The organism is Kribbella sp. VKM Ac-2566, from assembly GCF_004366005.1.
Lineage (GTDB): Bacteria > Actinomycetota > Actinomycetes > Propionibacteriales > Kribbellaceae > Kribbella > Kribbella pratensis.
Genome location: NZ_SODT01000010.1, coordinates 114,885 through 140,500, shown reverse-complemented (window position 1 = coordinate 140,500; position 25,616 = coordinate 114,885). Strand labels below are relative to the sequence as shown.

Sequence of the window (25,616 nt, the reverse complement as noted above, 5' to 3'; positions counted from 1 at the left end):
CCTTGATCGGGTGACGCAGATTCTAGAGACGAAGAAGGCCCCCAGGGTGCACCTGGCCTGGGCGGTCGCTGTGGTCGGGTTCGTGACGCTGATCGGCGCGGCCGGGTTCCGGTCGGTGCCGAGTGTGCTGCTCGATCCGCTGCACGAGGAGTTCGGGTGGTCGCACGCGACGATCTCGGCGGCGGTGTCGATCAACCTGCTGCTGTTCGGTGGGATCTCGCCGTTCGCCGCCGCGCTGATGGACCGGCTCGGGCTGCGGAAGGTGGTCAGCGGTGCACTGGTCCTGATCGCGCTGGGCAGCGGCCTGACCGTGTTCATGACCGCGTCCTGGCAACTGCTGCTCTGCTGGGGCCTTCTGGTCGGCGTCGGCACCGGGTCGATGTCGATGACCTTCGTAGCGACGATCACCGGGCGCTGGTTCGTGCACCGTCGCGGCCTGGTGACCGGGATCCTCACAGCGGCCGGTGCGACCGGTCAGCTGATCTTCCTGCCACTGATCGCCTCGCTGGCGTCGAACTACGGCTGGCGGGTGCCTGCGCTCGTAGCGGCCGGTGCGGCGTTGGCCGTCGTACCGCTGGTGCTGTTGTTCCTGCGGGACTACCCGAGTGACGTCGGGCTGCGTGCGTACGGCGCCCCGGAGGGCAGTACGGCGGGGCAGCGGGCGGAGACGACCGGTAGTAGTGCCATGCGAGCGCTCAACGCCCTGCGCATGGCGGCCCGGCGTCCCGCGTTCTGGATGCTGGCGGGCGGGTTCGCGATCTGTGGCGCCTCGACGAACGGTCTGGTCGGCACGCACTTCGTGACGGCAGCGCACGACCACGGCATGCCCGCTACGACTGCTGCGTCGCTCCTGGCGCTAGTAGGCGTGTTCGACGTGGGCGGGACGATCTTCTCCGGGTACCTGACCGACCGGTGGGACCCGCGGTACCTGCTCATCGCCTACTACTCGCTGCGCGGCCTCTCGCTGCTGGTGCTGCCGTCGCTCCTCGGACCGACCGCTGCGCCGAGCACCTGGGTGTTCATCATCTTCTACGGCCTCGACTGGGTAGCGACCGTGCCGCCGACCGTGGCGCTGTGCCGCGAGTGGTTCGGCGAGGACGGGCCGATCGTGTTCGGCTGGGTGTTCGCGTCGCACCAGGTCGGTGCGGCGCTGGCCGCGACCGGCGCCGGGGCGATCCGGGACGCGCAAGGCAGCTACAACCTCGCGTGGTACCTGGCCGGCGGGCTCTGCGCGGCGGCCGCGTTGATGTCCGCGAGCATCGGTCGCCGCCTCGTAACCGCCTGACTCTTTCCGCTAGCCTCGATCTAAGTTGAGGTTGAAGGGATGAGCGATGGACATCGAGCCGGGTGAGTTGACGGTCGGGCAGCTGTCGCAACGCAGCGGCGTGGCGATCTCGGCTCTGCATTTCTACGAGCGGCAGGGGCTGATCCTCAGTCGCCGTACGTCGGGGAACCAGCGTCGCTACAAGCGGGACACGTTGCGCCGGGTGGCGTTGGTCAGGATCGCCCAGCGGGTCGGCGTACCACTCGCGGAGGTGGCCGCGATCCTCAAGCTGCTGCCGGAGAACCGTACGCCGACGCGTGCCGACTGGGAGCGCATCTCGGAGTGCTGGCAGGCCGAGCTCGACCGCCGCATCGTGCACCTCGAACAACTCCGCGACGACTTCAAGGACTGCGTCGGCTGCGGCTGCCTCTCCATCGACCGCTGCGCCTTGGCCAACCCCCACGACACCCTCGCCACCACAGGCCCCGGCCCCCGCCGCCTGGTCGCCACCACCGGTGAACCCTGCCACCCCGGCAAATGCGCCTAGTCCCACCGCACCGCCTCGCGCTACCGACGCGGGTCGGGAGGGGTTGGAGGCCGGCGCGCGGGGAGTTGGATCGGGTTGTCCACAGGGTGGGCGGCAGGCGCGCGCGGAATGGGGGTGGGGGCGTCTAGTGTCGTCGGCATGGGCGAGACTGCGGCGATGCTGACTCTGACCGACGACCGGGCGAAGGTTGCGGGTGACCTGATCCGGGCGATCGCGGGCGACGAGGCGCGGCTGCGGACGGATCAGGAGACCGCTGTTGCCGCGTTGTGCGAGGCGGCCGCGCGGGTGCTCGTGGTCCAGGCGACCGGCTGGGGGAAGTCCGCGGTCTACTGGGCCGCGACGGCGATCCGGCGGGCTGAGGGGTTCGGCCCGACGCTCGTGGTCTCACCGCTGCTCTCGTTGATGCGTGACCAGGTCGCCGCGGCCGGCCGTGCAGGACTCCGCGCCGCCACGCTCAACTCGAACAACATCGACGAGTGGTCGAGCATCGAGCACGATCTGCGCTCCGGTGCGGTCGACGTACTGCTGGTCTCCCCGGAGCGCCTGGCGAACCCGGGCTTCGGACGGCGCGTGCTGGACGGCCTGGCCGGGCAGATCGGTCTGCTGGTCATCGACGAAGCGCACGCGGTGTCGGACTGGGGTCACGACTTCCGCCCGGACTACCGCCGGGTGTCCGAGGTGCTGCAGCAGCTGAACCCGAAGACACCGGTGCTGGCGACGACAGCGACGGCCAACTCGCGCGTGACGGAGGACGTCGCGAAGCAGCTCGGCGAGTCCACCTTGGTGCTGCGTGGTCCGCTGGCGCGATCGAGTCTGCAGCTCGCGGTGGTGGATGCGCTGTCGCCGCTGGATCGGTTCGCGTGGGTCGTCGACGTACTGCCGACGCTTCCCGGGTCAGGGATCGTGTACGCGTTGACGGTGGCCGACGCGCAGCGGCTGGCTGCGGTGATCCAGGAGGTCCACGGGCCAGATGTCCCGGTCGCGGCGTACACAGGTCAGCTGGAGGCGGGGGAGCGGGAGCGGCTCGAGGACGCGCTGCGCGCCAACCAGCTGAAGGCGCTGATCGCGACCTCGGCGTTGGGAATGGGGTACGACAAGCCGGACCTCGGTTTCGTGGTGCATGTCGGGTCGCCGCCCTCACCGGTCTCGTACTACCAGCAGGTCGGCCGTGCAGGGCGCGGCATCGACCATGCGGTGGTGGCGTTGCTGCCGTCCGACGCGGATGCGGGCGTCTGGGACTACTTCGCGACCGCGACGATCCCGGTGCCCGAGAACGTGCAGCGCTTGCTGCGGGCGCTGGAGAGCTACGGACCGGATCAACCCGCGACCGTGCCGGCGTTGGAGGCCGAGACCGGACTGCGCCGGACCCGGGTCGAGCTGATGCTGAAACAGCTCGCCGTGGACGGAGCCGTCGACAGGGTCGAGCGCGGATGGGTCCGGACCGGTGCCGAGTGGACGTTCGACGCGGCGCACTACGACGGCATCGTGTCCGTACGGCGGCGCGAGGCCGACATCATGCGCGCGTACACCCGCGGCGATCGTTGTCTGATGCAACTTCTCCAGGAGTCGCTGGACGATCCGTCGGCGGAGCCCTGCGGCCGGTGCTCGGTGTGCCTGGGCGCGTTGCCCGAGCCGTTGGTGGAGCGGCCCGATCCGGAGACCGTCGCGACGATCACGCGGTCGCTGCGCGGCGAGGTCCACGTGCTGGAGACGCGGAAGATGTGGCCGGGCGGTGCGTTCGGCGCCCGCGGGAAGATCCCACCCGCCCTCTCCGCCGAGCCGGGCCGCATCATCGTGTACGCCGACGCGCCCGAGTGGCGCGAGGTTTTGCAGGGTGCATTCAACGGATCGCCCGCCCCTGAGGCAGTCGAGGCGTTGCAGGCCGGTGCGGTCGCGGCGCTGTCCCGATGGCGTGGTTCGTGGTCGGCTCGGCCCGATGTCGTCGTACCGCTTGCTGCCGGGGGTTATCGGGACCTCACGTCCGCGGTTGCGGATCACGTTGCCGAGGTCGGCCGGTTGGAGCGAGCGGAGTTGACCATCGACCGGACCGGCTACACCGACGACCTGTCGTCGGCCGAGGAGGCGAAGGTCTGGCGGGACGGTCTCCAGGTGGACGGCGTCACCGCCCAGGCCGTCACAGCACGCACTGTGCTCCTCCTCGTCGACTCCACGTCGTCACAGTGGCCGGTCACGGTAGCCGCGGCGAAACTGCGTGAAGCAGGCGCCGCGGCTGTTCTCCCGCTGGTGATCCACAAGCGTCCTTAGGACTCCTGATGCACGGTGGCGACTGATGTCTCCAGCAAGGATTTCAGGTCCGCCAGCAGGCGCGGCCAGCCGTCCTGGATCATGGTCCGGATCGTGCTGTCCGGCTCGAAGCCGCTGTGGATCACGGTGAGCTTCACCTGGTCGTCGATCGGCTCGAGCTCGAACGTTGCCGTCGACAACGGCTCACGGCTGGTCCGCTCGTAGGTCGCCTCGTCGAACCCGACCGCCTTCGCGAATTCGGGCGTGATGTGGTGCCAGGCGTAGGACAGCCGGATGTACGGCGTGTGCTCGACCACCACCTGCCCCGGTCCGGAGATCACCACGTCGCCCTGGTGCCACACCATCGGGGAGCCGGGCGTCCAGTCCGTCTCGTGGTGGAGCTGCCAGTACTGCTCCGTGAACGCCGGGTCGGTCAGCGCCTGCCACAGCCGCTCGGGCGTGGTCCGGATGTACGTGGTGTAGACGAAATCGTTGTTCGTCACTTCAGCCTCCAGTGCCGTCTTGAGGTCGGCGAAGAGCTGAACCCGCCGACGGTCGTACTGATGGATCCAGCGATCGGCGATGGCGTTGATCGGCTCCGCGTTCAGGTGGTGCAGCTTCTCCCGGCCGCGCCACACGGTGCTGATGAGGTTCGCGCTCTCGAGGACGGCGAGATGCTTGCTGACGGACTGCCGCGCCATGTCGAGCTCGGCGCACAGCTCGCGCAGTGTCTGCCCGTTGCGCAGGTTCAGCAGGTCGAGCAGCCGTCGCCGGCTGGGATCCGCGAGCGCCCGGAACACCTCGTCGTCCATCACCCTCCGATCGCTTCATGCAGCCTTTTGGCTGCCTTTCCAACATAGGCAGCCGATTGGCTGCATGTCAACCACTGCATCGTCAAAGAAGGCGATTGACGACTGGGTGAGGATGTGGAGGTGGAGATCAAGAGCCTGGGGTACCGGACCGATCTGTTGCTCCTGGAGCTGGGCGGAAGCACGCTGCGCGACACGGGGGAGTACGTCGTGGTGCGCACGCCAGGCAACCCGGGCTTCTGGTGGGGCAACTTCCTGCTCTACCGCACGCCGTTCGCGCCCGGCGACACGAAGATCCGCCTCGACGACTTCCGGCGGGAGTTCCCGGACGCGAAGCATGTCGCCCTCGGCATCGATACCGTCGACGGCGTGATCGGGGCCGAGGACGAGCTGACCGCCGCCGGGTTCACTGTCGACAGCAGTGTCGTGATGACGGCCGATCGGGTCCTGCAACCGCAACGGCCCAATACGGACTCGACGTACCGCTTCCTGAACAGCGACAACGACTGGGAGCAGCTGTACCGCCAGAGCCTCGCCACCGCGTCCATGAAGGTCGACGCGGCGTACGAGGAATTCACCCGGCGCAGGTTGGCGGCGAAGCGCGAGCTGGTCGACGACGGTCACGGGAAGTGGTTCGGCGCGTTCGACGGGGATCGGCTGCAGAGCGCGCTCGGGTTGATGTTCGACGGCAGCGGGCTGGCCCGGTTCCAGGATGTGCAGACGTCCCCGGAGGACCGTGGTCGCGGGCTGGCGACCACACTCGTCCACCACGCGTCGACCTACGGGCTGACCGAAGGCGGTGCGCGGACCCTGGTGATGGTCGCGGATCCGGAATACCTCGCGATCCGGATCTATCGCTCGCTGGGATTCACCGACTCGGAGACCCAGCTCGGGTTCGCGAAGCCGCCCGCGTGACCCCACATGAAACAGTAGGACCATGACTGACGGACGTGGAGTTGTACTGGTCACCGGTGGAAGTCGCGGGATCGGCGCGGCCGCGTCGCTCGCGCTCGCGGCGGACGGCTGGGACGTCGGGGTCAACTACCGGACGCAGGCCGACGAAGCCGCGCAGGTCGTGAAGGCCTGCGAAGAGCGCGGCGGTCGCGCGATCGCCGTCCAGGCGGACGTCACGGAGGCCGAGCAGATCGAGCGGCTCTTCGACACGGTCAGCGCGGAGCTGGGCCCGATCACCGCGGTGATCAACAACGCGGGCGTCGTCTCGCCGGGCGGGCGGGTCGCGGAGTACGACGCCGAACGGCTCGACCGGGTGTTCCGGATCAACGCGATCAGCGCGTTTCTCGTGGCCGGTGCCGCGGTCCGCCGGATGTCGACGGCGTACGGTGGCGACGGTGGCGTCATCGTGAACGTGTCCTCGCGCGCGGCGGTGCTCGGATCGGCGGGAGAGTACGTCGACTACGCGGCGAGCAAGGCCGCCGTCGACGCGCTCACGACCGGCCTGGCGAACGAGGTCGCGAAGGAAGGCGTCCGCGTCCTTGGGATCCGGCCCGGCCTGATCCAGACCGACATCCACGAGCCAGGCCGCCTGGACCGCCTCGGCGCGACCCCGCCGCTGGCCCGCCCCGGCAAGCCGGAGGAGGTCGCCGAGGTGATCGCCTTCCTCGCCTCGAACCGCTCCTCCTACATGACCGGCACGACGGTCGACGTCTCGGGCGGCCGGTAACGGATGGGACTGCGGCCGGTAGACCTCGCGCGCCGGGCCGGGGTATCGACTCAGCTCGTCCGCAACTACGAGGCGGCCGGAATTCTGCCGCCGGCGCCGCGGTCGGACACCGGGTATCGGCAGTACGGTCCCGAGCATGTCGCGGCGTTGCTGACGTACCGCGCGCTCGCTCCCGGCTTCGGCGCCGAGACCGCCACCGAGATCATGCGCGCCGTCCACAACGGCGACGAGGCGCTCGCCTACAGGCTGGTGGACGCGGCCCACGCCGCCCTGCACGAGCAGCGACTCGCGACCGATGCCGCCAGTGAGGCGCTCGGCGCGCTGGCCGCTGAGTACGTCGACGAACAGCCGGTCACTGGCCCGTCCCTACTCGTCGGCGAACTCGCACACCGCCTTGGCGTCCGTACCTCGGCCCTCCGCGTCTGGGAGGCTGCGGGCCTGCTCGCGCCGACCCGGGAACCAGGCACCAAGTACCGCCGCTACGGGCCCGAACAGGTGCGGGACGCGCGGATCATTCACATGCTCCGTCAGGGCCGGTACTACTTCGAGCAGATCAAGCCGGTACTCGACGGTCTCCGACGTACGGGCAGCACCGACGCGTTGCGCACCGCGATCGCCGAGCGTCGCGCCGCCCACGACCGTCAGACGAAGGCGATGCTGTACGGCGCCGCGCTGCTTCACGAGCTGATCACTGCGGGACAGCAAGACGGGTCGGCACCGACCGCCCTCGCACAGTGACCAGGTCGCTCTGCCGCCACTGATCGGACTCGGCCGGCGCAGCCTTCTCGACGGCTGTCATCGACGCGATGAGCCGCCCGGGTGCTGTCTTGGCCAGTTCGCTCAGCCGCGCCGCCTCGTTCACCGGGTCCCCGATCACGGTGTACTCGTGCCGCCGTACGTCGCCCACCGTGCCGGCCACCACGATCCCCGCCGTGACACCGATCCCCGCGGTTGCCTCCGGCAACTCGTCGGCGAGCCGCCGGGACAGCTCCCGCCCCGCGGTCAGAGCGCTGCCCGCCGGGTCCGCCAGCTCGGCCGGCGCCCCGAAGACCGCCAGCACCGCGTCACCGGCGAACTTGTTCACAAACCCGCCCTGCCGGTCCACCTCCGCGACCACGATCGCGAAGAACCGGTTGAGCAACTGCACCACCTCGGCCGGCGGCCGCTGGGCAGCGAGCTCGGTCGATCCGACCAGGTCGACGAACAGCACCGCGGCGTACCGCTCCTCGCCGCCGAGGCTGTCGCTGGTCAGCGCCTCCTGGACGACATCCGTCCCGACGTACCGCCCGAACAGGTCCCGAATCCGCTCCCGCTCGCGCAGACCGTCCGCCATCCGGTTGAACCCGGCCTGCAGCGACCCCAGCTCGGTGCCGTCGAAGACCGGGATACGTACGTCGAGGCGTCCCTCGCCGATCAGGTTCAACGCGTCCCGCACCGACCGCACCGGCGCCACCACGGACCTCGCCGACAACCAGGTGAGCAGGCAACCGTTGCCGAGCGCCACGATGCCCAGGGCAAGAATCACGACCGAGAGCCGGGTCGAGGTGACGTCGCCCTCGATCAGCGCGAGTACGGCGGCCAGCATCAGGCCGGCCACGGGTACGCCGGACCCGACCGCCCAGAAGAACACCGTGCGGGCCTTCAACCCGGCCGCGAGCAGCCGCCTCGGCGGCGGGGAGTCGACGAGCGCCCGTGCGGCGATGGGCCTGAGGGCGAACTCGGTCAGGAGGTACGAGACCGCGGAGGTGATGATCATCCCGTCGATGACCGTGAGGGCCACCCGGAGTGCGTTCTCCGGCTGCAGGACCAGCGTCATCACCGTGAACAGCACGGCGGCCCCGAACCAGAGCAGCACCTCGATCAGTGTGAGCCGCAGCGGCAGTTGCAGCGTGGCGATCTGCTCCCGCCGGGTGGCGGGCCGCTCGAGGTCGATCCAGCGGGTGACCCGCTTCGTCAGGCGGCTGCTCCAGACGTAACAGATCCCCATCGCGAAGAGGAAGTACGCCGGGATGACGATCGCGTCGAGGAGCTGGAGCTGGTCGACCAGCGACGGACCCGGCAGTACGAAGACGGCGAGGACGAAGGTGACGAAGGCACCGATCAGGTTGGTGCCGATCGAGAACACGGTCAGCAGCAGGTGGAGGCGGATCCGCAGCCGTTTCGTGCTCTGGTCGGCCGGGCCGAGCAGCCAGGACCCGAAGGGGCGCCTTTTCAGCACCAGCTCGGGGCTCCGCTGGGACATCCGCTGGGACATCATCGTCCTAGTCTGCCGTGTCAGGACCGAACCAGGGTTTTGGCACGGTGGTGCGGCTGGCCCAGATTGGTCGTCCGATCCGCCCGCGACGTGGGTAGTGTTCCCCGGACGCCTCACCTGGGGAGCATCCCTTGACGCACGATCGCCACTCCTACGCCGAGCCGCATGTGGTTCGGACCACCCACCTCGAACTCGACCTCGCGCTCGACTTCGACGAGAAGGTGCTGGCCGGCAGTGCCACGCACACCCTCGCCTGGACCGGTGCGACCAGCCGGCTCGTCCTGGACACCCGCGACCTCACGGTGCTGGGCGTCGAGGGACTGACGGCCGACGGCTGGGAGCCGCTGGAGTACAGCCTCGCGGTTGCGGACCCGGAGCTCGGCTCCGCGCTGACCATCCGGACGGCGGGCCAGCCGCGGGTCAAGGTGAGTTACCGGACCGCGCCGACCGCGACCGGTCTGCAGTGGCTGGATCCGGCGATGACGGCGGGCGGCGTGATGCCGTTCATGTTCAGCCAGTCGCAGGCGATCCACGCGCGTAGCTGGGTCCCGGTGCAGGACACGCCGAGCGTGCGGTTCAGCTACGCCGCGCACGTGACGGCGCCGCCCGAGCTGATGGTGCTGATGAGCGCCGACAACGGCACGATGTCGCGCCGTACCGGCTCGTACGACGTGGTGATGCCGGAGCCGATCCCGTCGTACCTGCTGGCGATCGCCGCGGGCGACCTGGTGTTCGAGCCGCTCGGCGAGCGGTCTGGCGTGTGGGCCGAGCCCGCGACCGTGCGGAGGGCGGCGACCGAGTTCTCCGACACCGAGGAGATGATGCGGGTCACCGAGGAGCTCTTCGGCCCGTACCGCTGGGGCCGCTACGACCTGCTCGTGCTGCCGCCGTCGTTCCCGTACGGCGGCATGGAGAACCCGCGGATGACGTTCGCGACCCCGACCGTGGTGATCGGCGACAAGTCGCTGGTCAGCGTGATCGCCCACGAGCTGGCGCACAGCTGGTCCGGCAACCTCGTCACGCAGGACAGCTGGGACGACATCTGGCTCAACGAGGGCTTCACGTCGTACGTCGAGAACCGGATCGTCGAGGCCGTCTACGGGACCGAGTTCGCGGTGATGGAGACCGCGATCAAGCAGCACGCGACCGTGGTGAAGCTGGACCCGCTGACGCCGGCCGAGCTCGCGGTCGAGCTGCCGGGCCTGCACCACCGGTCCGAGTACCACGGCACGACGTCGACCGGCCCGCTGAAGGGTTCGTGGTTCCTGTCCTGGCTGGAGGAGCGGTTCACGCGGGAGGTGTTCGATCCGTTCCTGCGCGGGTACTTCGACACGTTCGCGTTCCGCAGCATCAACACCGACAACTTCGTGCAGCATCTGCGGGAGCACCTGACGACGCCGCATCCGGGCGTGGTGACCGAGGACGAGCTGGCCGCCTGGCTGTACGAGCCGGGGATTCCGGCGTTCGCGCGCCGCGCGGTGTCGGCACGGTTCGAGGTCGTGGACGAGGCACGCGGACTGTGGCTGACGACGGGCGAGCTGCCGCACGGCGCGGAGCGGTGGACGACGCAGGAGTGGCTGCGGTTCCTCGACGCGGCTCCCGACGTACTGAGCCCGGTCCTGTTGCAGCAGCTCGACCGTGCGTTCGGCCTGACCGGTACGGCGAACGGTGAGATCGCGCGGCGCTGGTACCAGATCGTTGCCGCGAGCAGCTATGAGGCGGCGTACGCCGAGATGGCCGAGTTCCTGACCACGGTCGGCCGGATGAAGCTGGTCCTGCCGGTGTACCAGGCACTGGCCGGTACCGACCGCGCGTTCGCCGCGGAGGTCTTCGCCAAGGCCCGCCCCGGCTACCACCCGATCACGACCGCGGCGGTGCTGAAGATCCTCGGCCAGTAGACTGGGTCGCATGATGACGCGAATTCCTGACGGGAGGATCGATCCCGCTACTCGATGAGCGGGATCCGGGTGCGGAGCCGCAAGGACCTCAAGCACCAACGCCGCCGCAAGTCCCACTCGTGCTGGGACCATCTGCTCATCGCGCCGCTCTGGCCGATGTACGACGTGAACCTCGGGACGCTGCTCCGGACCTGTGACGCGGTCGGCGCGTGTCTCGCCGTACCGAAGCTGCCGTGGGTGCCGGATGCGCTTGCCAAGGGCAACACACTGCGCAGACGGACCTGCGTGCACTGGACCGGGCACGACCCGGTGCGCTGGCTGATCGATCAACGGAGCCGACCGGACACGACGGTGATCGGGGTCGAGTTGGCCGACGAGGCGATCCGGCTGGCTGATCTGCCGCCGGCGCGGAACCGGACGATCGCCGTTCTCGGGCACGAACGCAGCGGGATCCCGCCCGAGGCGGTCGACGAGTTGGACGTCGTCGTCGAGATCCCGATGATCGGGACCGGTGCCAGCCTCAACGTCGCGGTCGCCGGTTCGCTCGTGCTCTACCGGCTGGCCGGGTTGCTATAGGTCGAGGGTGCGGCGGTGGACCTCGTGCTGCGGCCGATAGCCGAGGCGCTCGTTGGTGCGCCGCATGGCTGTGTTGGTGTCGACCGTATCCGTGAGGAGGCCGTCGAGGTCGGGGAACCGGCGACGGGTCTCGTGGATCTGGGCGGCCTTCATCCACAGCGCGAGCCCACGGCCGCGATGCTCGGGAAGGACGGCGGTGCCGTAGTTCTGACCGTCGCCCTTCCCGTCTCCCGCGACGACGACCTCTGTGAAGCCGGCGATGCGGCCCGTGCTGTCGACCGCCACGACGACCAAGAGACGCTCGCCGCGCTGCTCGATCAGCTGCGCAGCAGACCTCGTCCGCTCGACGTCCCACACGTCCACGCCGGCGTCGATCGTGCCTGACGGCGCGTCGTTCATCCCGGCGCGCGCATCGGTGAAGGTCTGCACCAGTTCTTCCGGCGGCGCCCCTTCCCAGGACATCAGCCGGTAACCAGGGACTTCTGGTACGTCGGGAGTGCTCGTCGACAGATCCAGCCGCGCGTAGATCAGCGTCAGGCCGATCGTGAACCCGCGCCGCTGGAGGAAACTGTCGCCGATCGAGTTGACGTCGACATCCGTGACCAGCGTCCGTACGCCGTGCTCGCGCGCGGCGCTGACGACGGCGCCGAGGAGCAGCGTGCCGGTCCCGCGGCCGCGCTCGGCCGGGTGCACGTTGATCTCCACGTCGCCGAGGTCCGCGTGGGCCTTGCGGCTGTTGAGCCGCAGGAACGCGGAACCGACCGGCGTACCGTCGGCCTGTGCGGCAAGCCAGGCGATCCGCCGGCTGAACGGCTTGTGGTCGGGATCTGTCAGGGGAATCAGTCGGATGCTCAAGCCGTCAACATAACGCTGCCCCGGGATCACGTGCCGCGTGGCGATCGATCGGCTACCGTGGCGCGCAGGCCGAACGGGGAGCGGGGAGAGGAGCCAGGGGTGGAGCAGCTCGACGAGGACGCCCGCCGGGACCGGACGGTCCGCACGATCGGTGCCGATCACATCGCGCTCCGCGAGCAGGTGCTCGCGGAACTGCGCCGGCGGATCGTCGACGGTGAGTACCACGAGGGCGAGCGGCTGACCGAGACGCGGCTCGCGGAGGACTTCGGGGTGTCGAGGAATCCGGTCCGGGAAGCACTGCGCGTGGTCGAGGCCGAAGGCTTCGTGCACATCCTTCCGCGCCGGGGCGCGGTGGTCGCGACCCTCGACGAGACCGCGGTCCGGGACCTGTTCGCCGTACGGCAGCAACTCGAGACGCTCGCGGCCGGACTCGCGGCGGAGCGGGCGACTCCTGCGGGGATCGCGACGCTGCGCGGGCTGGTCGAGGACGCGAACGCGGCCGCGAAGGCCGAGGACTTCGACCGGGTCGCCGAGCTGAACAGCGCGTTCCACCGGGCCGTGATCGAGGTCAGCGGGAATCGCTGGCTGCACTCGATCTCGGCCGCGATGTACCACCACGTGCACTGGGTGTTCCGGGTCGGTGCGGCCCAGCGGGCGCCGCACTCGACGGAGGAGCACCTGCGGCTCGTCGAGGCGATCGAGGCAGGCGATGCGGCGGCCGCGAGTACGGCCGCCCGCCTGCACGTCGAGGCTGCCGCGAAGGCAGCACTAGGCTCCAAGGCCTGACTCAGCGCCCGACCGCGTAGCCTTGCATACCGCGAGGGTTGGCTGCGGCAGCCAGGACGCCGTCGGCCTCCTTCCGTACGGCGCAGAGCCGGCCGAGGCTCCACGGATCGGACTCGGTCACGACGTGCCCACGCCGCACCAGCTCGTCGCGGATGCCCTTGCCGACCCGGCTCTCGATCACGAGCCCGCCTGGTTCCGTGGTGCGCGGGTAGAACGACGACGGGAAGCCGGTCGTGTGCCAGGCAGGCGCGTCGATCGCCTCCTGCAGGTCCTGGCCCGCGACGAGGTGCCGAAGCAGGAAGAGCAGCTGCCACTGGTCCTGCTGGTCGCCGCCCGGTGATCCGCAGGCCATGATCGGCTCGCCGTCCCGGAGTACGAGCGTCGGCGTCAACGTGGTGCGCGGCCGCTTGCCAGGCGCGAGCGAGGCCGGGAGCCCTTCCTCGAGCCAGAACATCTGCGCGCGACTGCCCAGGCAGAACCCGAGCTCGGGAATCGCCGGCGATGACTGCAGCCAGCCGCCGCTGGGCGTCGCCGAGATCATGTTGCCCCAGCGGTCGACCACGTCGACGTGGCAGGTGTCGCCGCGTGTCTCACCGACCGGGGAGACGGTCGGCTCACCGGTCGTCGCGTCGCCCGTCTCGTTGCCTGCAGCAAATGAAGGCAGCTTCGGTGTGCGCCCGTCCGGGGCGCCCGGGCGGAGGTCCAGCGCGGCGTCCGATCCGATCAGCTTCGCTCGCTCGGCGGCGTAGGCGGGGGAGAGGAGCGTGTCGAGCGGTACGTCGGCGCCGTCGCCGTACCAGGCCTCGCGATCGGCGTACGACAGCTTCATGACCTCGACCGTCGTGTGTACGCCCTCGGCGGAGTCGAGGTCGACGTCGCCGAGCTCCGCCAGTACGGCGAGGGACTGCAGCAGGGCGGGGCCCTGGCCCCAGGGACCGGTCTTGGCGACCGTGTACCCGTTCCAGTTGTACGTCGCCGCATCCTCCCAGGTCGCCTCGAACCCGGCCAGGTCGTCGCCCGTGATCAGGCCGGCGTGGTCCTCGCCGCTGGAGTCGCGATGCGGCAGCCGCGAGAACTTGTCGATCGCCTCCGCGACGAACCCTTCCCGCCAGGTCTTCCGTGCCCGCTCGATCTGCGCCTGCCGGTCCGCTCCGGCGGCCTCAGCCTCTTCGACGAGCTTCTCGAGCGTCGCGGCGTACGCCTCATTGCTGAACCGGCCGGTCACGGGGCTGCCGTTCTTGAGCCAGAGCGCGGCGGACGTCGGCCAGTGCTCCTCGAAGAGCTGCTGCACGGTACTGATGGTGTCGGCGATCCGCGGCACGAGCGGATGCCCGTTGCGGGCGTAATCGATCGCTGGCTCGAGTACGACGCTCAACGGCAACGTGCCGTGGTCGCGCAGCAGGAGCAGCCAGGCGTCGACCGCGCCGGGAACCGTGGCCGCGAGCGGACCGGAGCCGGGCACCAACGTGAGGCCGAGTGACCGGTAGTGCTCTATGGTCGCACCGGCCGGCGCGACGCCCTGACCGCACAGGACCCGCGGCGTCGGGTCGTCGGCGGTCGCGATGATCGCCGGCACTTCACCGCCCGGCCCGTTGAGGTGCGGCTCGACCACGTGCAGCACGAAACCGGCCGCGGCACCCGCGTCGAACGCGTTGCCGCCCAGCTCGAGGATCCGCATGGCCGACTGCGACGCCAGCCAATGCGTGGACGAGACCATCCCGAACGTGCCACGCAGCGTGGGCCGGGTGGTGAACGTCATTGGGCAACTCCTTCAATTGGTCGTACGTCGGGGCCGGTGCCGTCGTCCTTGACGAGGTGACAGGCGACCTGGTGTCCACCTTCGCCGATCGTCCGTCGTTCCGGGACGACTGTCCGGCATGTGTCCACCGCGACCGGGCAACGGGTGTGGAAGCGGCAACCGGGCGGTGGATCGATCGCCGACGGAAGGTCGTCACCGAGCAGGACGGGCCGGCGGGCACGCTGCTCGGCGGGATCGGGGACGGGCGCCGCGGACAGCAGCGCCTGCGTGTACGGGTGCGCCGGGTGCCCGAAGATCCTGGCGCGCGGCCCCTGCTCCACCAGTTGACCGAGGTACATCACCGCGACCTCGTCGGCGAGGTACTCGACCGCCGACAGGTCGTGGGTGATGAACAAGCACGCGAACCCGAGATCACGCTGGAGGTCGGCGAGCAGATTGAGTACGGCGGCCTGCACCGAGACGTCCAGCGCACTGGTCGGCTCGTCCGCGACCAGCAGCGCTGGTTCGGAAATCAGCGCGCGGGCAATGCTGACCCGCTGGCGCTGACCGCCGGACAGTTCGTGCGGTGCGCGCTGAGCGACCTCGGGGCGGAGGCCGACCCGGCGCAGCGATTCGGAGACCTTGGTCGAGATGTCCTTACGACGCATCAGGCGGAGCGGTTCGCCGACGATGTCGCCGACGGACAGCCGCGGATCGAGCGAGCCGGCCGGGTCCTGGAACACGATGGACACGTCGCGGCGGTGCGGTCGGAGCCGACGGCGGCTCAGGTGCGTGATGTCGGCTCCAGCGAGACGGACGGTGCCGCCCGTCGGTTCGAGCAGCCTGACGATGCAGCGGCCGACAGTCGACTTCCCAGAGCCGCTCTCACCGACGAGCGCAACGACCGTTCCTTGCCGGATCCGGAGCGTCACGCCGTCGACGGCCCGCACAGGGCCGAAGTGCATGACGAGATCCTCTACTTCCAGAGCATTGTCGACCATCAGACCTCCACTCGGTCGCGGACCGGGTTCCAGCACGCAACGCGGTGCGGACCGTCGGTGAGCTGCGGTTGGGACGACGTACAGGTGTCGACGGCTCGTGTGCAGCGGTCGGCGAACGTGCAGGCGTCGGGTTGCTCGCTGAGGACCGGTACGAGACCGGGAATCTCGTTCAGGCGCTGGGATTCCGCGTGCCGGCCGGCAGCAGGGGAGGCGCCGAGCAGTCCCACCGTGTACGGGTGCTCGGGGTGTGCGAACAAATCGTGGACTTCGGCGGTTTCCACGACGCGTCCGGCGTACATCACCGCGACCCGGTCGGCGAGATCGGCGACCACCCCGAGGTCGTGCGTGATCAGCACGATGCTCGTGCCGAGGCGCTCGCGCAAACCACGCAGTACGTCGAGAATGCCGGCCTGGATCGTGACGTCGAGGGCCGTGGTCGGCTCGTCGGCGATCAGCACCTTCGGGTCGCAGGCGACGGCCATCGCGATCATCACGCGTTGCCGCATCCCGCCGGACAGCTGGTGCGGATAGTCGCCCACGCGGCGCTCGGCGGACGGGATGCCGACCAGCTTGAGGAGTTCGACCGCGCGGGCGTGCGCCGCCTGGCGGTTGAGGCCGATGTGCGTCCGCAGTACCTCGATGATCTGGTGGCCCACGGTGAAGACCGGGTTCAGCGAGGTCATCGGCTCCTGGAAGATGTACGCGACCTCGCGGCCGCGGATCGAGCGGAGCGTGCGCTTGTCGGCGCCGATCAGTTCGGTGCCGTCGAGCTCGACGGAACCGTTGACGGTCGCCGTACGGGGGAGCAGGCCGGCGACGCTCATCGCTGTGACGCTCTTGCCGCAGCCGGACTCACCGACCACGGCGAGCACTTCGCCGTCACCGACCTCGAAGCTGACCCGGTCGACCGCCGACAGCGGCCCGTCCTCGGTGCGGAACGTGACGGACAGATCCTTCACTGCGAGTACAGGCTTCATCGGCGGCTCGCCTTCGGGTCGAGGGCGTCGCGGAGGCTGTCGCCGACGATGTTGAACGCCAGCGTGAGCAGCATGATCGCGACACCGGGCATCACCGCGGCCCACGGCGCCCGGGACGCGAACTGCTGCGCGTCGGCGAGCATCGTGCCGAGGCTCGGCGCGGGGGGCTGGATACCGAGGCCGAGGAACGACAGCACGGCCTCGCCGAGGATCGCGGCCGGGATGCCGACGGTGGCCTGGACGATGATCGCCGAGCCGGCGTTCGGGAAGATGTGCCGGCCCAGCACCCAGGCGTCACTCGCCCCCTCGACGATCGCCGCGGCGACGAAGTCGAGCGACTTGATCCGCAGTGTCTCCGACCGGACGATCCGGATCATGCCAGGGATCTGCGCGATGCCGATCGCGATCGCCGCGTTGCCGAGACTCGCGCCGCGGATCGCGGCCAGCCCGACCGCCAGGATCAGGAACGGGAACGCCAGCACCAGGTCGGTGAGCCGGGAGATGAGCGCATCGACGGTCCGGAAGTAGCCGGCGATCAGCCCGAGCGGTACGCCGACCACGAGCGAGAACGCGACCGCGAGGACACCGACGTGGAGGGACGCGCGGAGCCCGAACATGATCCGTGAGAGCACGTCGCGCCCGAGGTCGTCGGTGCCGAGCAGGTAGCCAGCAGTGCCAGGTGGGGCGAACGCGCGGTCGAGGTGAGTCTGGGTGGGTTCGTGCGGTGCCAGCCAGTTGGCGAACACCGCGAGGATCACCGCGATCGCTAGCACTGCTAGCCCGGTGAGCGCGAGCGGGTTGTGCAGGATCCGGCGTACCACTCGACGGCGGTTGCTACGGAGCGGGGCCGTCGGCACGGCCTCGGTGACTTCGGCGACTGCCATCAGGCCTCACCTCGCACGCGGATGCGCGGATCGATGACGGAGTACAAGAGATCGACCAGCAGATTGATGACGATGTACGCCGTCGCGGTGACCAGGACGACCGCCTGGATGACGGGGTAGTCGCGCTGGAAGACGGCGTCGACAGTGAGCTTGCCGAAGCCGGGGAGAGCGAAGATCCGTTCGGTGACGACCGCGCCGGAGATCAGCGCGCCCAACTGGAGGCCGACGATCGTGACGACCACGATCAGGCTGTTGCGCAGGGCGTGCTTTCCGACGACGGCCTTGGGCGAGAGGCCCTTGGCTTCCGCCGTACGGATGTAGTCGGCGGACAGCGCGTCGAGCATCGAGGACCTGGTCTGGCGCATGATCACGGCGGACAGGCCGGTGCCGAGGATCAGCGCCGGGAGGATGAGGTGGTGGAGATTGGCCACCGGGTTGGTGAAGAACGGGACGAAGCCCGAGGCGGGGAAGAGGCCAAGGGCAACGGACAGGTACAGGATCGCCATCAGGCCGAGCCAGAAGTGCGGCACCGACAGACCTAGCAGTGCTAGCGCGTTCGCGGCCCATTCCGCCGGCCGCCCACGCCGTACGGCGGCGATCACACCGGTCCCGACCCCGATCACGCTCGCGATCAGAATCGCCAGCACTGACAGCTCGATCGTCACCGGCAGCGCGCTGACGATCATCGACCGCACCGGCGTTCCGGTCCGGATCGACTGCCCGAGATCACCGCGCGCCGCATGGCTCACGAACTGCCAGAACTGCACGAGCCACGACTGGTCCAGTCCGTACTGCTCCCGGATCGCCCGCAGCGACTCCGGATCCCGATCCTCACCCGCCAGCGCCAGCGCCGGATCGCCCGGCAACGCCCGCACCCCGGCGAACACCACGATCGTCGCGAGCACGAGCGTCACCGCGGACTGCCACAACCGATTGAGCAGGTACCGCCTCACTTCGCGAAACCTGCGAACGCGGTGCGGATCACGCCGTCGGGGTAGACCTGGATGCCGAGCAGCTTCTTGGAGACGCCGGTCAGGTTGCGCTGGCGGTACATGTAGATGATCGGGTCGTCCTGCTGCAGCTTGGCGACGACCTCGCCGTACAGCTTCACGCGCTCGGCCTTGTCGGTGGCCTGGCGCGCGTCGGTGAGGAGCTTGTCGACGTCGGGGTTGCTGTAGCCGGAGACGTTCTGGCTGCCGGTGGTGCCGACGAAGTTGAAGATGTTCGCGTCCGGGTCGACCCGTCCCGACCAGCCGAGCTGCAGCAGCTCGAAGTCACCACGGTCCTGCTGGTCCAGCAGAGCGGCGTACTCGACCGGCTTGATGACCAGGTCGAACCCGCCCTCCTTCACCATGCCCTGCAACGCCTGCGCGAGCCGCAGACTGTCCGGGTTGTTCGACGTGATCATCTCGACCTTGTACGGCGTACTCACGCCGGCGTCGGCCAGCAACTGCTTGGCCTTCGCGGGATCGTGCGCCGGGCACACCTGCGCCGCGTCCGACGTGAACTCGCTCTTCGGCGAGATCGGCGAACAGGCGACCGTGTTGAGCCCGTTGAAGATCGACTTCACGAGCGCTTCCCGGTCGATCGCCAGCGCCAGCGCCTGCCGTACCTTCGGGTCCTTCGCGATCGGGGTGTCGAGCTGCTTGGGCGGATTGCCGATCCCGTTGGCGTTACCGATGTTGATCGTCAGGCCCTGGTACCCGAGCGACTGCGACTGCAGCACGCTGACGCTGTCGTCCTTCTGCAGCGTCGGCGCGTCCTGCGACGACAGCGAGTCCGCGACCTGCGCGTCCCCGGACTTCAGGTTCGCCGAGCGGATGCTGGAGTCGGTGATGATCCGGTACTCGATCGCGTCCAGGTGCACCTTGGCGGCGTCGTAGTACTGCGGATCCTTGACGACCTTGATCGAGTTCTGCGCGACCCGGCTGGCGAACTTGAACGGGCCGACGCAGACCGGCGCGTTGGAGAAATTCGCGCCGAGCTTCGCGACGGCGGCCGGGCTCAGCACCATCCCGGCCCGGTCGGCCAGCGCGGCGGTCAGCGGGGCGAACGGCTTCGAGAGCTTGATGACGACGGTCTTCGGGTCCGGCGTCTCGATCGAGGTGATCGGGCCGAGCTCGCTCTTGCGCGCCGAGCCGGCCAGCGTGAGATCGCGGTTCAGCGAGATCTTGACCGCGTTCGAGTCGAACGTGCCCCCGTCGGCGAACTTCACGCCCTCCTTCAGCGGGATCGTCAGGCTGAGCCCGTCGGAGGAGATCGTCGGCAGTGCGGTCGCGAGCTGCGGGACCAGCTTGGCGTCCGGGCCGAGGTCGTACAGCTTCTCGCACATGGTGTGGAAGACGTACCGCGAGTACAGGCTGCGCGACAGCGTCGGGTCGAGCTTGTCCGGGTCGGCGGAGAGCGCGACGGTCAGCGTGCCGCCCTGCTTCACCTTCGCCGCGTCGGCGGCCTCGCCGAACACGTCCTGCCCGCCTGCCGACTGACCGGTCGACGGATTGTCGCCGCCGCTCGGCTCCACCGGCGAGCAGGCCGTCCCGACGAGGGCCACCGCAACGACGGCCGCGCCGATCCCAGCCGCGGTACGACGGCGGGTGCCGGAGATGAAACGGTTCAGTGCGAGTCGACGAGTCATCGCGGTAGCTCCTGAGTAGGCGGGTTCCTGTCGACTGTTTCATGTATACAAGGCGGGTGCGCAAGTGATTCGGCGAGTTTGAGTGAACCTTTTACGACCGCCCGACGTACCTCGTTAAGGACCGCTCCGTGCCCGGGCCGACCCTCCCGTGGGGTCGGCCCGGGGCCGTGGCGTCGTCAGCCGGTGACGGGGAAGGTGAGGTTTCCGGCGGGTACTGCGTGGTTGCCGAGGGCGAGTGCCATCAGGTGCGGGCCGTCGTGCTGCGGGTGGTGGATGCCGAACTCGGTCGCCTGCCGGAAACCGAACCGCGGGTAGTAGTCCGCGTGGCCGAGGACTACGACCGCGGGCTCGACGCGGTCACGCACCGCCGCCAAGGCGGCCCGCACAGCCGCCCCACCGGCCCCCTGTCGCTGGTACGCGGGCATCACGGCGACCGGGCTGAGCGACAGGACCGGTACGTCGTCGACGTGACAACGGCTGAGGATCGCGTAGGCGATCGGCTCGTCGTCGGACGTGGTGGCGACGAACGAGAGCCCGGGAATCCAGGCGACCGGGTCCGCGCGAAGCGCGTCCAGGAAGTCGACCTCGAACTGCCGGCCGAAGGCCTCGCGGGTCAGGGCGCGGAGAGGTTCGATGTCGGACGGAGTCTCGACACGGGTGATCCAGGTGATGGACAACGGAGGTCCCTTTCGGAGGTTCAGCGGATGAGTTGGATGACCGATGGCGCCGCGGGACGTGCCGCAGCGCAGGCCGGCGCGGTCATCAACTCACCTCCTCCTGCTCCGAAGTCGTGACCAACTTTAACCGAGCGTGAGGCGTCTATCACCTCGAATTCGTCAAGCTGAACAAGGGGTCTTCAGTGAACGTGAATCGCAAGCATGCAGGCAGTTGGAGAAGGTATGCCCTGGGGGCAGGCGCGGTCGCCGCACTCCTCACAACCGCCGCGTGCGGGTCCGCCAGCGCGTCGGACGGCAGCAAGCCCTCGGACCAGCAGAGTACGACGACCTCGGCGAGCGCAACGACCTCGTCGAGCCCGGTGAAGCCGGTGACGGCGCCTCCGTCGAAGAAGCCCACCGGCGACTCCAGCGTCGACCTGTGCACCATGGCGGACCTGACCTTCACGGTCACGAACTACGACGCGCGGGGCGAAGAGGTCCGGCACCTCATGCTCGTGGCCACCAACAAGAGTGCCAAGAAGTGCGACGTACAGAACTATCCCGAGGTCACGCTCGGCAACGCCAAGAGCTACGCCCCGGTCAAGGAGGGGACCAACCCCGATGCGGCGGTCACCCTCGCTCCCGGAGAGAAGGCCTACGCAGGCGTGCTCGCCACCGGCGGCCAGATGGACACCTATCCCGTGAAGTTCATGACCGTCGGCCTCGGCAGCCCAGGCGGCGAGGCCGAGGCGGAGAAGCCGGTCAGGGTGAAGATGCCTGTCACCTCGTTCGAGGCCGACGACGGCCAGCGCGTCACGTACTGGGCGGGCACCGAGGGCCTCGCCATGCGTCCCGTCACCGAGCCCTGACTCTTACCACTCGACGACCAGCGGATCCCTGGAAGGCGTACCGGCCGGGATCCAGACCTCGTCGACGAGCCGGTACGGATGCCAGCGGCCGTCCCGGTCGAGGCGGAGCTGCGTGTCGGTGCCCAGCGTCAACCGGTTCGCCGACGTGCTGATGGTCAGGTCGTCGCCCGCGGCGAGCAGCTCCGTCCGCGCTCGGTTGAGCTCGGCAGGGTCGGGCGTCCAGGTGTGCTCGAGTACGTCGAGACCGGCCGCGCCGCCGTACTGCCAGGCTTGGATGCCGGGGGCAAGGTTCCGTCCGGTCGACTCGGTCAGCGCCGGGACGAGTTGCGGGAAGTCCGTCGCGAGGCGGACGGCGTCCTGCCATTCGTCGAGGGGCCGCGGTTCGGCGGTGCCGTGGAGGAGCGCGTTGAGGATCGATCGGGCGCGGCGGGCGGCATCGAGCACGAGCAACTGGAGCACCTGCGGCCCGAGGTCGCCGGGTGGCTCGATCCCCGCCACCGCGAGCTCGTCGAGACCAACGCGCGCGGGGAGCTCCGGTGGCTCGGGCAGATCGCCGGGAGTGCCGGCCAGTACGTCGGTGACGGCAACGCCCGCCTCGACGGGCTGGGCCGACGAGGCCTGCAGTTCGTCGAGCAGCGCCTCGCGGGTGCGGCCGCGGAGGAGCAGCAGCACGAACGGATCGGCGTCGAGGAGCCAGGCGACCTGGTAGCACAGGGCGGCTGCGTGCAGGCAGGGGAGTTCCCAGGCGTCGCACGTACAGCTCGGATCGAGATCGCCGATGCCCGGCAGCAGGGTGACACCGGCGTCGGACGCTGCTTCGACCAGCTTGTGCGGCATCTCGCCGTCGAGCAACGCCGCGATGTGACCGGCGCGCGCCGCGACCTGCTCGTGGAACCTGTGCCAGTCGTCATCGCTCAACTGGTCGACGTGGACCACGGCCTCGTACGTGTCCTCGGGCGAGTAGACCGTAGCTGCGATCCGTCCGGGGCTGACAGTGATCGTGCCGACCTGGCCGGAGTTCGCGTACCGGCGGCCCTTCTTGAGCTGACCGTTGTCCAGCGACGTGTCCTCCATCGCCTGCACCCAGGCCCTGGCCCACCACGACCGGCCCCGGGTACTGCGGTGTTGGGCCGCGAAGGCCGGGAAGCCTTGTGCCTCGGTCATCGCGCACCTCCCCGCAGCTCGACCAGATCGGCCAGTTCGGCGTCGGAGAGCTCAGTCAGCGCGGCTTCGCCTCCGGACAGCACGGCCTCGGCCAGCTCGCGTTTGGCGGCGAGCATGCCGGCGATCCGGTCCTCGATGGTGCCTTCGGCAATCAACCGGTGAACCTGCACCGGCCGGGTCTGCCCGATCCGGTACGCCCGGTCGGTCGCCTGGTCCTCGACCGCGGGGTTCCACCAGCGGTCGAAGTGCACGACGTGATCCGCGCGGGTCAGGTTCAGCCCGGTCCCGGCCGCCTTCAACGACAGCAGGAACACGCGCACCTCGCCGGCCTGGAACCGGTCGACCATCTCCTCACGCCGGGCGACCGGCGTACCGCCGTGCAGCAGCTGGGTCGGTATGCCGCGGTCGGCGAGATGCCGTTCCAGCAGTCGCGCCATCGCGACGTACTGCGTGAAGACGAGCACGGCGCCGTCCTCGGCGACGATCGTCTCGAGCAGCTCGTCGAGCAGTTCGAGCTTGCCCGAGCGACCGGTCAGCCGCGCGTCGCCGGGCTCCTTCAGGTACTGCGCGGGGTGGTTGCAGATCTGCTTCAACCCGGTCAGGAGCTTCACGATCAGCCCGCGCCGCGCCATCCGGTCGCTCGCCTGGACCTCCGCCATCAGCTCGCGGACCGTTGCCTCGTACAACACAACCTGCTCGCGGGTCAGCGACACCGCCTGGTCCGTCTCGGTCTTCGGCGGCAGCTCGGGCGCGATCCCCGGATCGGACTTCTTCCGGCGGAGCAGGAACGGTTTGACGAGCTTCGCGAGCCGCGCCGCGACCTCCTCGTCCTTGTCCGCCTCGATCGGCTGCGCCCACTGGTTCCGGAACGACCCGAGCCGGCCGAGCAGCCCGGGCGTCGTCCAGTCGAGGATCGCCCACAGCTCGGACAGATTGTTCTCCACCGGCGTACCGGTCAGCGCGACCCGCGCCTTGGCCGGAACGGTCCGCAGCGCCTTCGCCGTACCCGACGACGGGTTCTTCACATGCTGCGCCTCATCCGCAACCACGAGCGCCCACGGATGCTCGGCCAGCCGTACGGCGTCACGCCGCAGCGTCCCGTACGTCGTCAGCACAAAACCTTCCCGTGCCTCGTCGAGCGAACGGGACGTGCCGTGGAAGCGGCGTACTGGCGTGCCCGGAGCGAAGCGCTGCACCTCCCGCTCCCAGTTGCCGAGCAGCGACGCGGGGCAGACAACCAGCGTCGGACCGGCGGTGTCGGCGGACTGCTGGCGGTGCAGGTGCAGCGAGATGAGCGTGATCGTCTTGCCGAGGCCCATGTCGTCGGCGAGGCAGCCGCCGAGACCGAGCGACGTCATCCGGGACAGCCACCGCAGGCCGCGCAGCTGGTAGTCGCGGAGGGTCGCCTGCAGTCCGGCGGGCGCTTCGATCGGCTCGTCGGCGCGGTCCGGGTCGGCAATCTTGGCGCGCACGTCGTCGAGCCACTTGGTCGGGGTGACGGCGATCTGGCGTCCGTCGATCTCGGTGGTCCCGGTGAGGGCTGCGCCGAGGGCGTCGATCGCGGTGACGGGTTTGAGGATGCGTTCGCGGGCCTTGCGGGCGAGCTCGGGATCGATCAGCATCCACTGGTCCCGGAGCCGCACGACCGGGCGGGTCGCCTCCGCGAGCCGGTCGAGCTCGGCCTCGGTCAGCGGGTCGTCGCCGAGTGCAACCTGCCAGCTGAAATCGAGGGTGCGGTCACCGCCGAAGAAGCCCGGGAGATCGCTGGGCGGCCCGTCGGCCGAGGTGATCGCCGCGCGTGCCGTGAGTTCCCGGCCGAGGCTGCGTGGCCAGTGCAGGTCCACGCCTGCTGCGGCGAGCCGCTGTGCGGAACCGGCCAGCAGTTCGGCGACCTCTTCGTCCGCGAGGTCCATGCGATCCGGTACGGCGGAGTCGAGCAGGCGGCCGAGTGGTTGCCAGACGCGTGCCGCGCGGCGGATCGCCAGTGTGGCGTCGATCCGTGCTCGCGGTCCGAAACCGGGAACGTCGTCGGACCAGACATCGTCGGCGTCTCTGACGAGGGTTGGGTCCTTGAGGCTGTGCAGTTGGACCGCGGCGCTGAAGGCGAGTGAGTCGGCCAGTTCGATGCGGAGCGAGATCCGTACGCCGGTGTCCAGTCCGGCCGAGACTTCGTCGGCCCAGGTCCGCAGACGCTCGGCGCGCTGGGGCGCGGTCGCGGTGAAGAGGTTGGTCTGATGTGCCTTCGCTGCGGCGGGGGAGCGAGGCATGCCGTCGGCCACGGCATCCAGAAACTCCCGCAACAGCTCCTCAGCAACAGGAACCCGCACCTCACCTTGAGAAGAGTTGGTGAGTGGGAGTGCTCGGGCTGAGGCGGGCATTGCTTCGGCGAGGGTGAGGAGGCGGGTGACGTCGTCGGGATCGAGCGGGCCGACCCGCCAGGCGTCGTGACCGTCGGGGGTGACGCCGGGCAGGAGTTTGCCGCGGGCAACCAGTTGGAGGGCGACCAGGGAGGCGCCACCCCAGAAGGCCGCCGACGGGTGCGCCCCAGGCGCCCGCCGCATCCGCCCGAGGATCGGAACGGCCTCCGCTACCGGCAACTCGACGGCGCGGACGCCACCGCCTCCCGCCGCCGGTCCAGCGGGGGAGTCCGCGGCGACCAGGTCCAGCTCCACCTGGTCGCCGACCCCGAGGGGGAGTGGGCCGCCGTCCGGATCCCAGAACGCCACGCGACTTGCCCGTGGTGGATCAGCCGGCCGGAAAACCACCGCACACCCAGCC

22 protein-coding genes are annotated in these 25,616 nt (G+C 69.5%); 10 read left to right on the top strand and 12 right to left on the bottom strand.

What is annotated here, in order from left to right; translation table 11 throughout:
- Window positions 1-10 precede the first annotated feature (10 nt).
- From EV647_RS19035 to EV647_RS19025, 3 genes are all read left to right on the top strand, one after another.
- Window positions 11-1,285 (top strand): MFS transporter, encoded by a 1,275-nt coding sequence (locus tag EV647_RS19035; protein WP_238177289.1) that lies wholly within the window; start codon window positions 11-13, stop codon window positions 1,283-1,285.
- 46 nt (window positions 1,286-1,331) lie between these two features.
- Complete coding sequence (soxR, locus tag EV647_RS19030; protein ID WP_134004730.1) at window positions 1,332-1,811, top strand: redox-sensitive transcriptional activator SoxR; 480 nt, start codon at window positions 1,332-1,334, stop codon at window positions 1,809-1,811.
- A 138-nt stretch (window positions 1,812-1,949) separates the two neighbouring features.
- The gene (locus tag EV647_RS19025; protein ID WP_134004728.1) at window positions 1,950-4,076 is read left to right on the top strand and encodes an ATP-dependent DNA helicase RecQ; all 2,127 of its coding nucleotides are present in this window, start codon (window positions 1,950-1,952) and stop codon (window positions 4,074-4,076) included.
- Here the strand turns inward: EV647_RS19025 and EV647_RS19020 are convergent.
- Window positions 4,073-4,867 (bottom strand): metalloregulator ArsR/SmtB family transcription factor, encoded by a 795-nt coding sequence (locus tag EV647_RS19020; protein ID WP_134004726.1) that lies wholly within the window; start codon window positions 4,865-4,867, stop codon window positions 4,073-4,075. The two genes, EV647_RS19025 and EV647_RS19020, sit on opposite strands and share 4 nt — an antisense overlap.
- 120 nt (window positions 4,868-4,987) lie before the next feature.
- Between EV647_RS19020 and EV647_RS19015 the strand changes: the two genes are divergently transcribed.
- Genes EV647_RS19015 through EV647_RS19005 form a run of 3 tightly spaced genes read left to right on the top strand, consistent with a single transcriptional unit; the run spans window position 4,988 to window position 7,283 of the window.
- Complete coding sequence (locus tag EV647_RS19015) at window positions 4,988-5,779, top strand: GNAT family N-acetyltransferase (protein WP_134004724.1); 792 nt, start codon at window positions 4,988-4,990, stop codon at window positions 5,777-5,779.
- Between the two features lie 22 nt (window positions 5,780-5,801).
- Window positions 5,802-6,545 (top strand): SDR family oxidoreductase, encoded by a 744-nt coding sequence (locus tag EV647_RS19010; protein WP_134004722.1) that lies wholly within the window; start codon window positions 5,802-5,804, stop codon window positions 6,543-6,545.
- Between the two features lie 3 nt (window positions 6,546-6,548).
- A complete protein-coding gene (locus tag EV647_RS19005) occupies window positions 6,549-7,283 on the top strand; it encodes a MerR family transcriptional regulator (RefSeq protein WP_134004721.1) in 735 nt (244 codons plus the stop codon).
- Here the strand turns inward: EV647_RS19005 and EV647_RS19000 are convergent.
- The gene (locus tag EV647_RS19000) at window positions 7,234-8,802 is read right to left on the bottom strand and encodes an adenylate/guanylate cyclase domain-containing protein (protein WP_238175021.1); all 1,569 of its coding nucleotides are present in this window, start codon (window positions 8,800-8,802) and stop codon (window positions 7,234-7,236) included. The two genes, EV647_RS19005 and EV647_RS19000, sit on opposite strands and share 50 nt — an antisense overlap.
- 128 nt (window positions 8,803-8,930) lie before the next feature.
- Here EV647_RS19000 and EV647_RS18995 point away from each other — a divergent pair, with 128 nt between their 5' ends.
- Entirely contained in the window at window positions 8,931-10,697 is a 1,767-nt protein-coding gene (locus EV647_RS18995) for a M1 family metallopeptidase (RefSeq protein ID WP_134004719.1), read from the top strand.
- 54 nt (window positions 10,698-10,751) lie between these two features.
- Entirely contained in the window at window positions 10,752-11,273 is a 522-nt protein-coding gene (locus EV647_RS18990; protein WP_134004717.1) for a TrmH family RNA methyltransferase, read from the top strand.
- Here the strand turns inward: EV647_RS18990 and EV647_RS18985 are convergent.
- Window positions 11,268-12,128, bottom strand: a complete 861-nt coding sequence (locus EV647_RS18985) for a GNAT family N-acetyltransferase (protein WP_134004715.1) — start codon at window positions 12,126-12,128, stop codon at window positions 11,268-11,270. The genes EV647_RS18990 and EV647_RS18985 overlap by 6 nt on opposite strands.
- Window positions 12,129-12,227: 99 nt before the next feature.
- Here EV647_RS18985 and EV647_RS18980 point away from each other — a divergent pair, with 99 nt between their 5' ends.
- Window positions 12,228-12,914, top strand: coding sequence for a GntR family transcriptional regulator (locus EV647_RS18980; protein ID WP_166679748.1), 687 nt, complete (start codon window positions 12,228-12,230; stop codon window positions 12,912-12,914).
- A gap of 1 nt (window position 12,915) precedes the next feature.
- On the opposite strand, the gene EV647_RS18975 is transcribed toward EV647_RS18980, so the two are convergent.
- From EV647_RS18975 to EV647_RS18945, 7 genes are all read right to left on the bottom strand, one after another.
- The gene (locus tag EV647_RS18975; protein ID WP_134004711.1) at window positions 12,916-14,673 is read right to left on the bottom strand and encodes a gamma-glutamyltransferase family protein; all 1,758 of its coding nucleotides are present in this window, start codon (window positions 14,671-14,673) and stop codon (window positions 12,916-12,918) included.
- Window positions 14,670-15,653 (bottom strand): ABC transporter ATP-binding protein, encoded by a 984-nt coding sequence (locus EV647_RS18970; protein ID WP_134004709.1) that lies wholly within the window; start codon window positions 15,651-15,653, stop codon window positions 14,670-14,672. The genes EV647_RS18975 and EV647_RS18970 overlap by 4 nt, the downstream gene beginning before the upstream one ends.
- Window positions 15,653-16,630, bottom strand: a complete 978-nt coding sequence (locus EV647_RS18965) for an ABC transporter ATP-binding protein (RefSeq protein ID WP_134004707.1) — start codon at window positions 16,628-16,630, stop codon at window positions 15,653-15,655. The genes EV647_RS18970 and EV647_RS18965 overlap by 1 nt, the downstream gene beginning before the upstream one ends.
- Window positions 16,627-17,514 carry an ABC transporter permease gene (locus tag EV647_RS18960; RefSeq protein WP_133789073.1) on the bottom strand — a complete coding sequence of 296 codons (888 nt, stop codon included), beginning with the start codon at window positions 17,512-17,514 and terminating at the stop codon, window positions 16,627-16,629. The genes EV647_RS18965 and EV647_RS18960 overlap by 4 nt, the downstream gene beginning before the upstream one ends.
- A complete protein-coding gene (locus EV647_RS18955) occupies window positions 17,514-18,467 on the bottom strand; it encodes an ABC transporter permease (RefSeq protein ID WP_134004705.1) in 954 nt (317 codons plus the stop codon). The genes EV647_RS18960 and EV647_RS18955 overlap by 1 nt, the downstream gene beginning before the upstream one ends.
- On the bottom strand, window positions 18,464-20,149 hold the full coding sequence (locus tag EV647_RS18950; RefSeq protein WP_134004703.1) for an ABC transporter substrate-binding protein: 1,686 nt from the start codon (window positions 20,147-20,149) through the stop codon (window positions 18,464-18,466). The genes EV647_RS18955 and EV647_RS18950 overlap by 4 nt, the downstream gene beginning before the upstream one ends.
- A gap of 176 nt (window positions 20,150-20,325) precedes the next feature.
- On the bottom strand, window positions 20,326-20,826 hold the full coding sequence (locus tag EV647_RS18945; protein ID WP_134004701.1) for a GNAT family N-acetyltransferase: 501 nt from the start codon (window positions 20,824-20,826) through the stop codon (window positions 20,326-20,328).
- 182 nt (window positions 20,827-21,008) lie between these two features.
- Here EV647_RS18945 and EV647_RS18940 point away from each other — a divergent pair, with 182 nt between their 5' ends.
- Window positions 21,009-21,674, top strand: coding sequence for a DUF4232 domain-containing protein (locus tag EV647_RS18940; RefSeq protein WP_134004699.1), 666 nt, complete (start codon window positions 21,009-21,011; stop codon window positions 21,672-21,674).
- Window positions 21,675-21,677: 3 nt separating this feature from the next.
- On the opposite strand, the gene EV647_RS18935 is transcribed toward EV647_RS18940, so the two are convergent.
- Complete coding sequence (locus EV647_RS18935; RefSeq protein ID WP_134004697.1) at window positions 21,678-22,838, bottom strand: SWIM zinc finger family protein; 1,161 nt, start codon at window positions 22,836-22,838, stop codon at window positions 21,678-21,680.
- Complete coding sequence (locus tag EV647_RS18930) at window positions 22,835-25,564, bottom strand: DEAD/DEAH box helicase (RefSeq protein ID WP_238177288.1); 2,730 nt, start codon at window positions 25,562-25,564, stop codon at window positions 22,835-22,837. Before EV647_RS18930 ends, EV647_RS18935 begins: the two co-directional genes overlap by 4 nt.
- Window positions 25,565-25,616 lie beyond the last annotated feature (52 nt).

Coding starts and splice junctions, on each gene's coding strand:
- soxR (WP_134004730.1), top strand. CDS start 1,332: ATGGACATCGAGCCGGGTGAGTTGACGGTCGGGCAGCTGTCGCAACGC.
- EV647_RS19025 (WP_134004728.1), top strand. CDS start 1,950: ATGGGCGAGACTGCGGCGATGCTGACTCTGACCGACGACCGGGCGAAG.
- EV647_RS19020 (WP_134004726.1), bottom strand. CDS start 4,867: ATGGACGACGAGGTGTTCCGGGCGCTCGCGGATCCCAGCCGGCGACGG.
- EV647_RS19010 (WP_134004722.1), top strand. CDS start 5,802: ATGACTGACGGACGTGGAGTTGTACTGGTCACCGGTGGAAGTCGCGGG.
- EV647_RS19005 (WP_134004721.1), top strand. CDS start 6,549: ATGGGACTGCGGCCGGTAGACCTCGCGCGCCGGGCCGGGGTATCGACT.
- EV647_RS19000 (WP_238175021.1), bottom strand. CDS start 8,802: ATGATGTCCCAGCGGATGTCCCAGCGGAGCCCCGAGCTGGTGCTGAAA.
- EV647_RS18990 (WP_134004717.1), top strand. CDS start 10,752: ATGAGCGGGATCCGGGTGCGGAGCCGCAAGGACCTCAAGCACCAACGC.
- EV647_RS18975 (WP_134004711.1), bottom strand. CDS start 14,673: ATGACGTTCACCACCCGGCCCACGCTGCGTGGCACGTTCGGGATGGTC.
- EV647_RS18970 (WP_134004709.1), bottom strand. CDS start 15,653: ATGGTCGACAATGCTCTGGAAGTAGAGGATCTCGTCATGCACTTCGGC.
- EV647_RS18965 (WP_134004707.1), bottom strand. CDS start 16,630: ATGAAGCCTGTACTCGCAGTGAAGGATCTGTCCGTCACGTTCCGCACC.
- EV647_RS18960 (WP_133789073.1), bottom strand. CDS start 17,514: ATGGCAGTCGCCGAAGTCACCGAGGCCGTGCCGACGGCCCCGCTCCGT.
- EV647_RS18950 (WP_134004703.1), bottom strand. CDS start 20,149: ATGACTCGTCGACTCGCACTGAACCGTTTCATCTCCGGCACCCGCCGT.
- EV647_RS18935 (WP_134004697.1), bottom strand. CDS start 22,838: ATGACCGAGGCACAAGGCTTCCCGGCCTTCGCGGCCCAACACCGCAGT.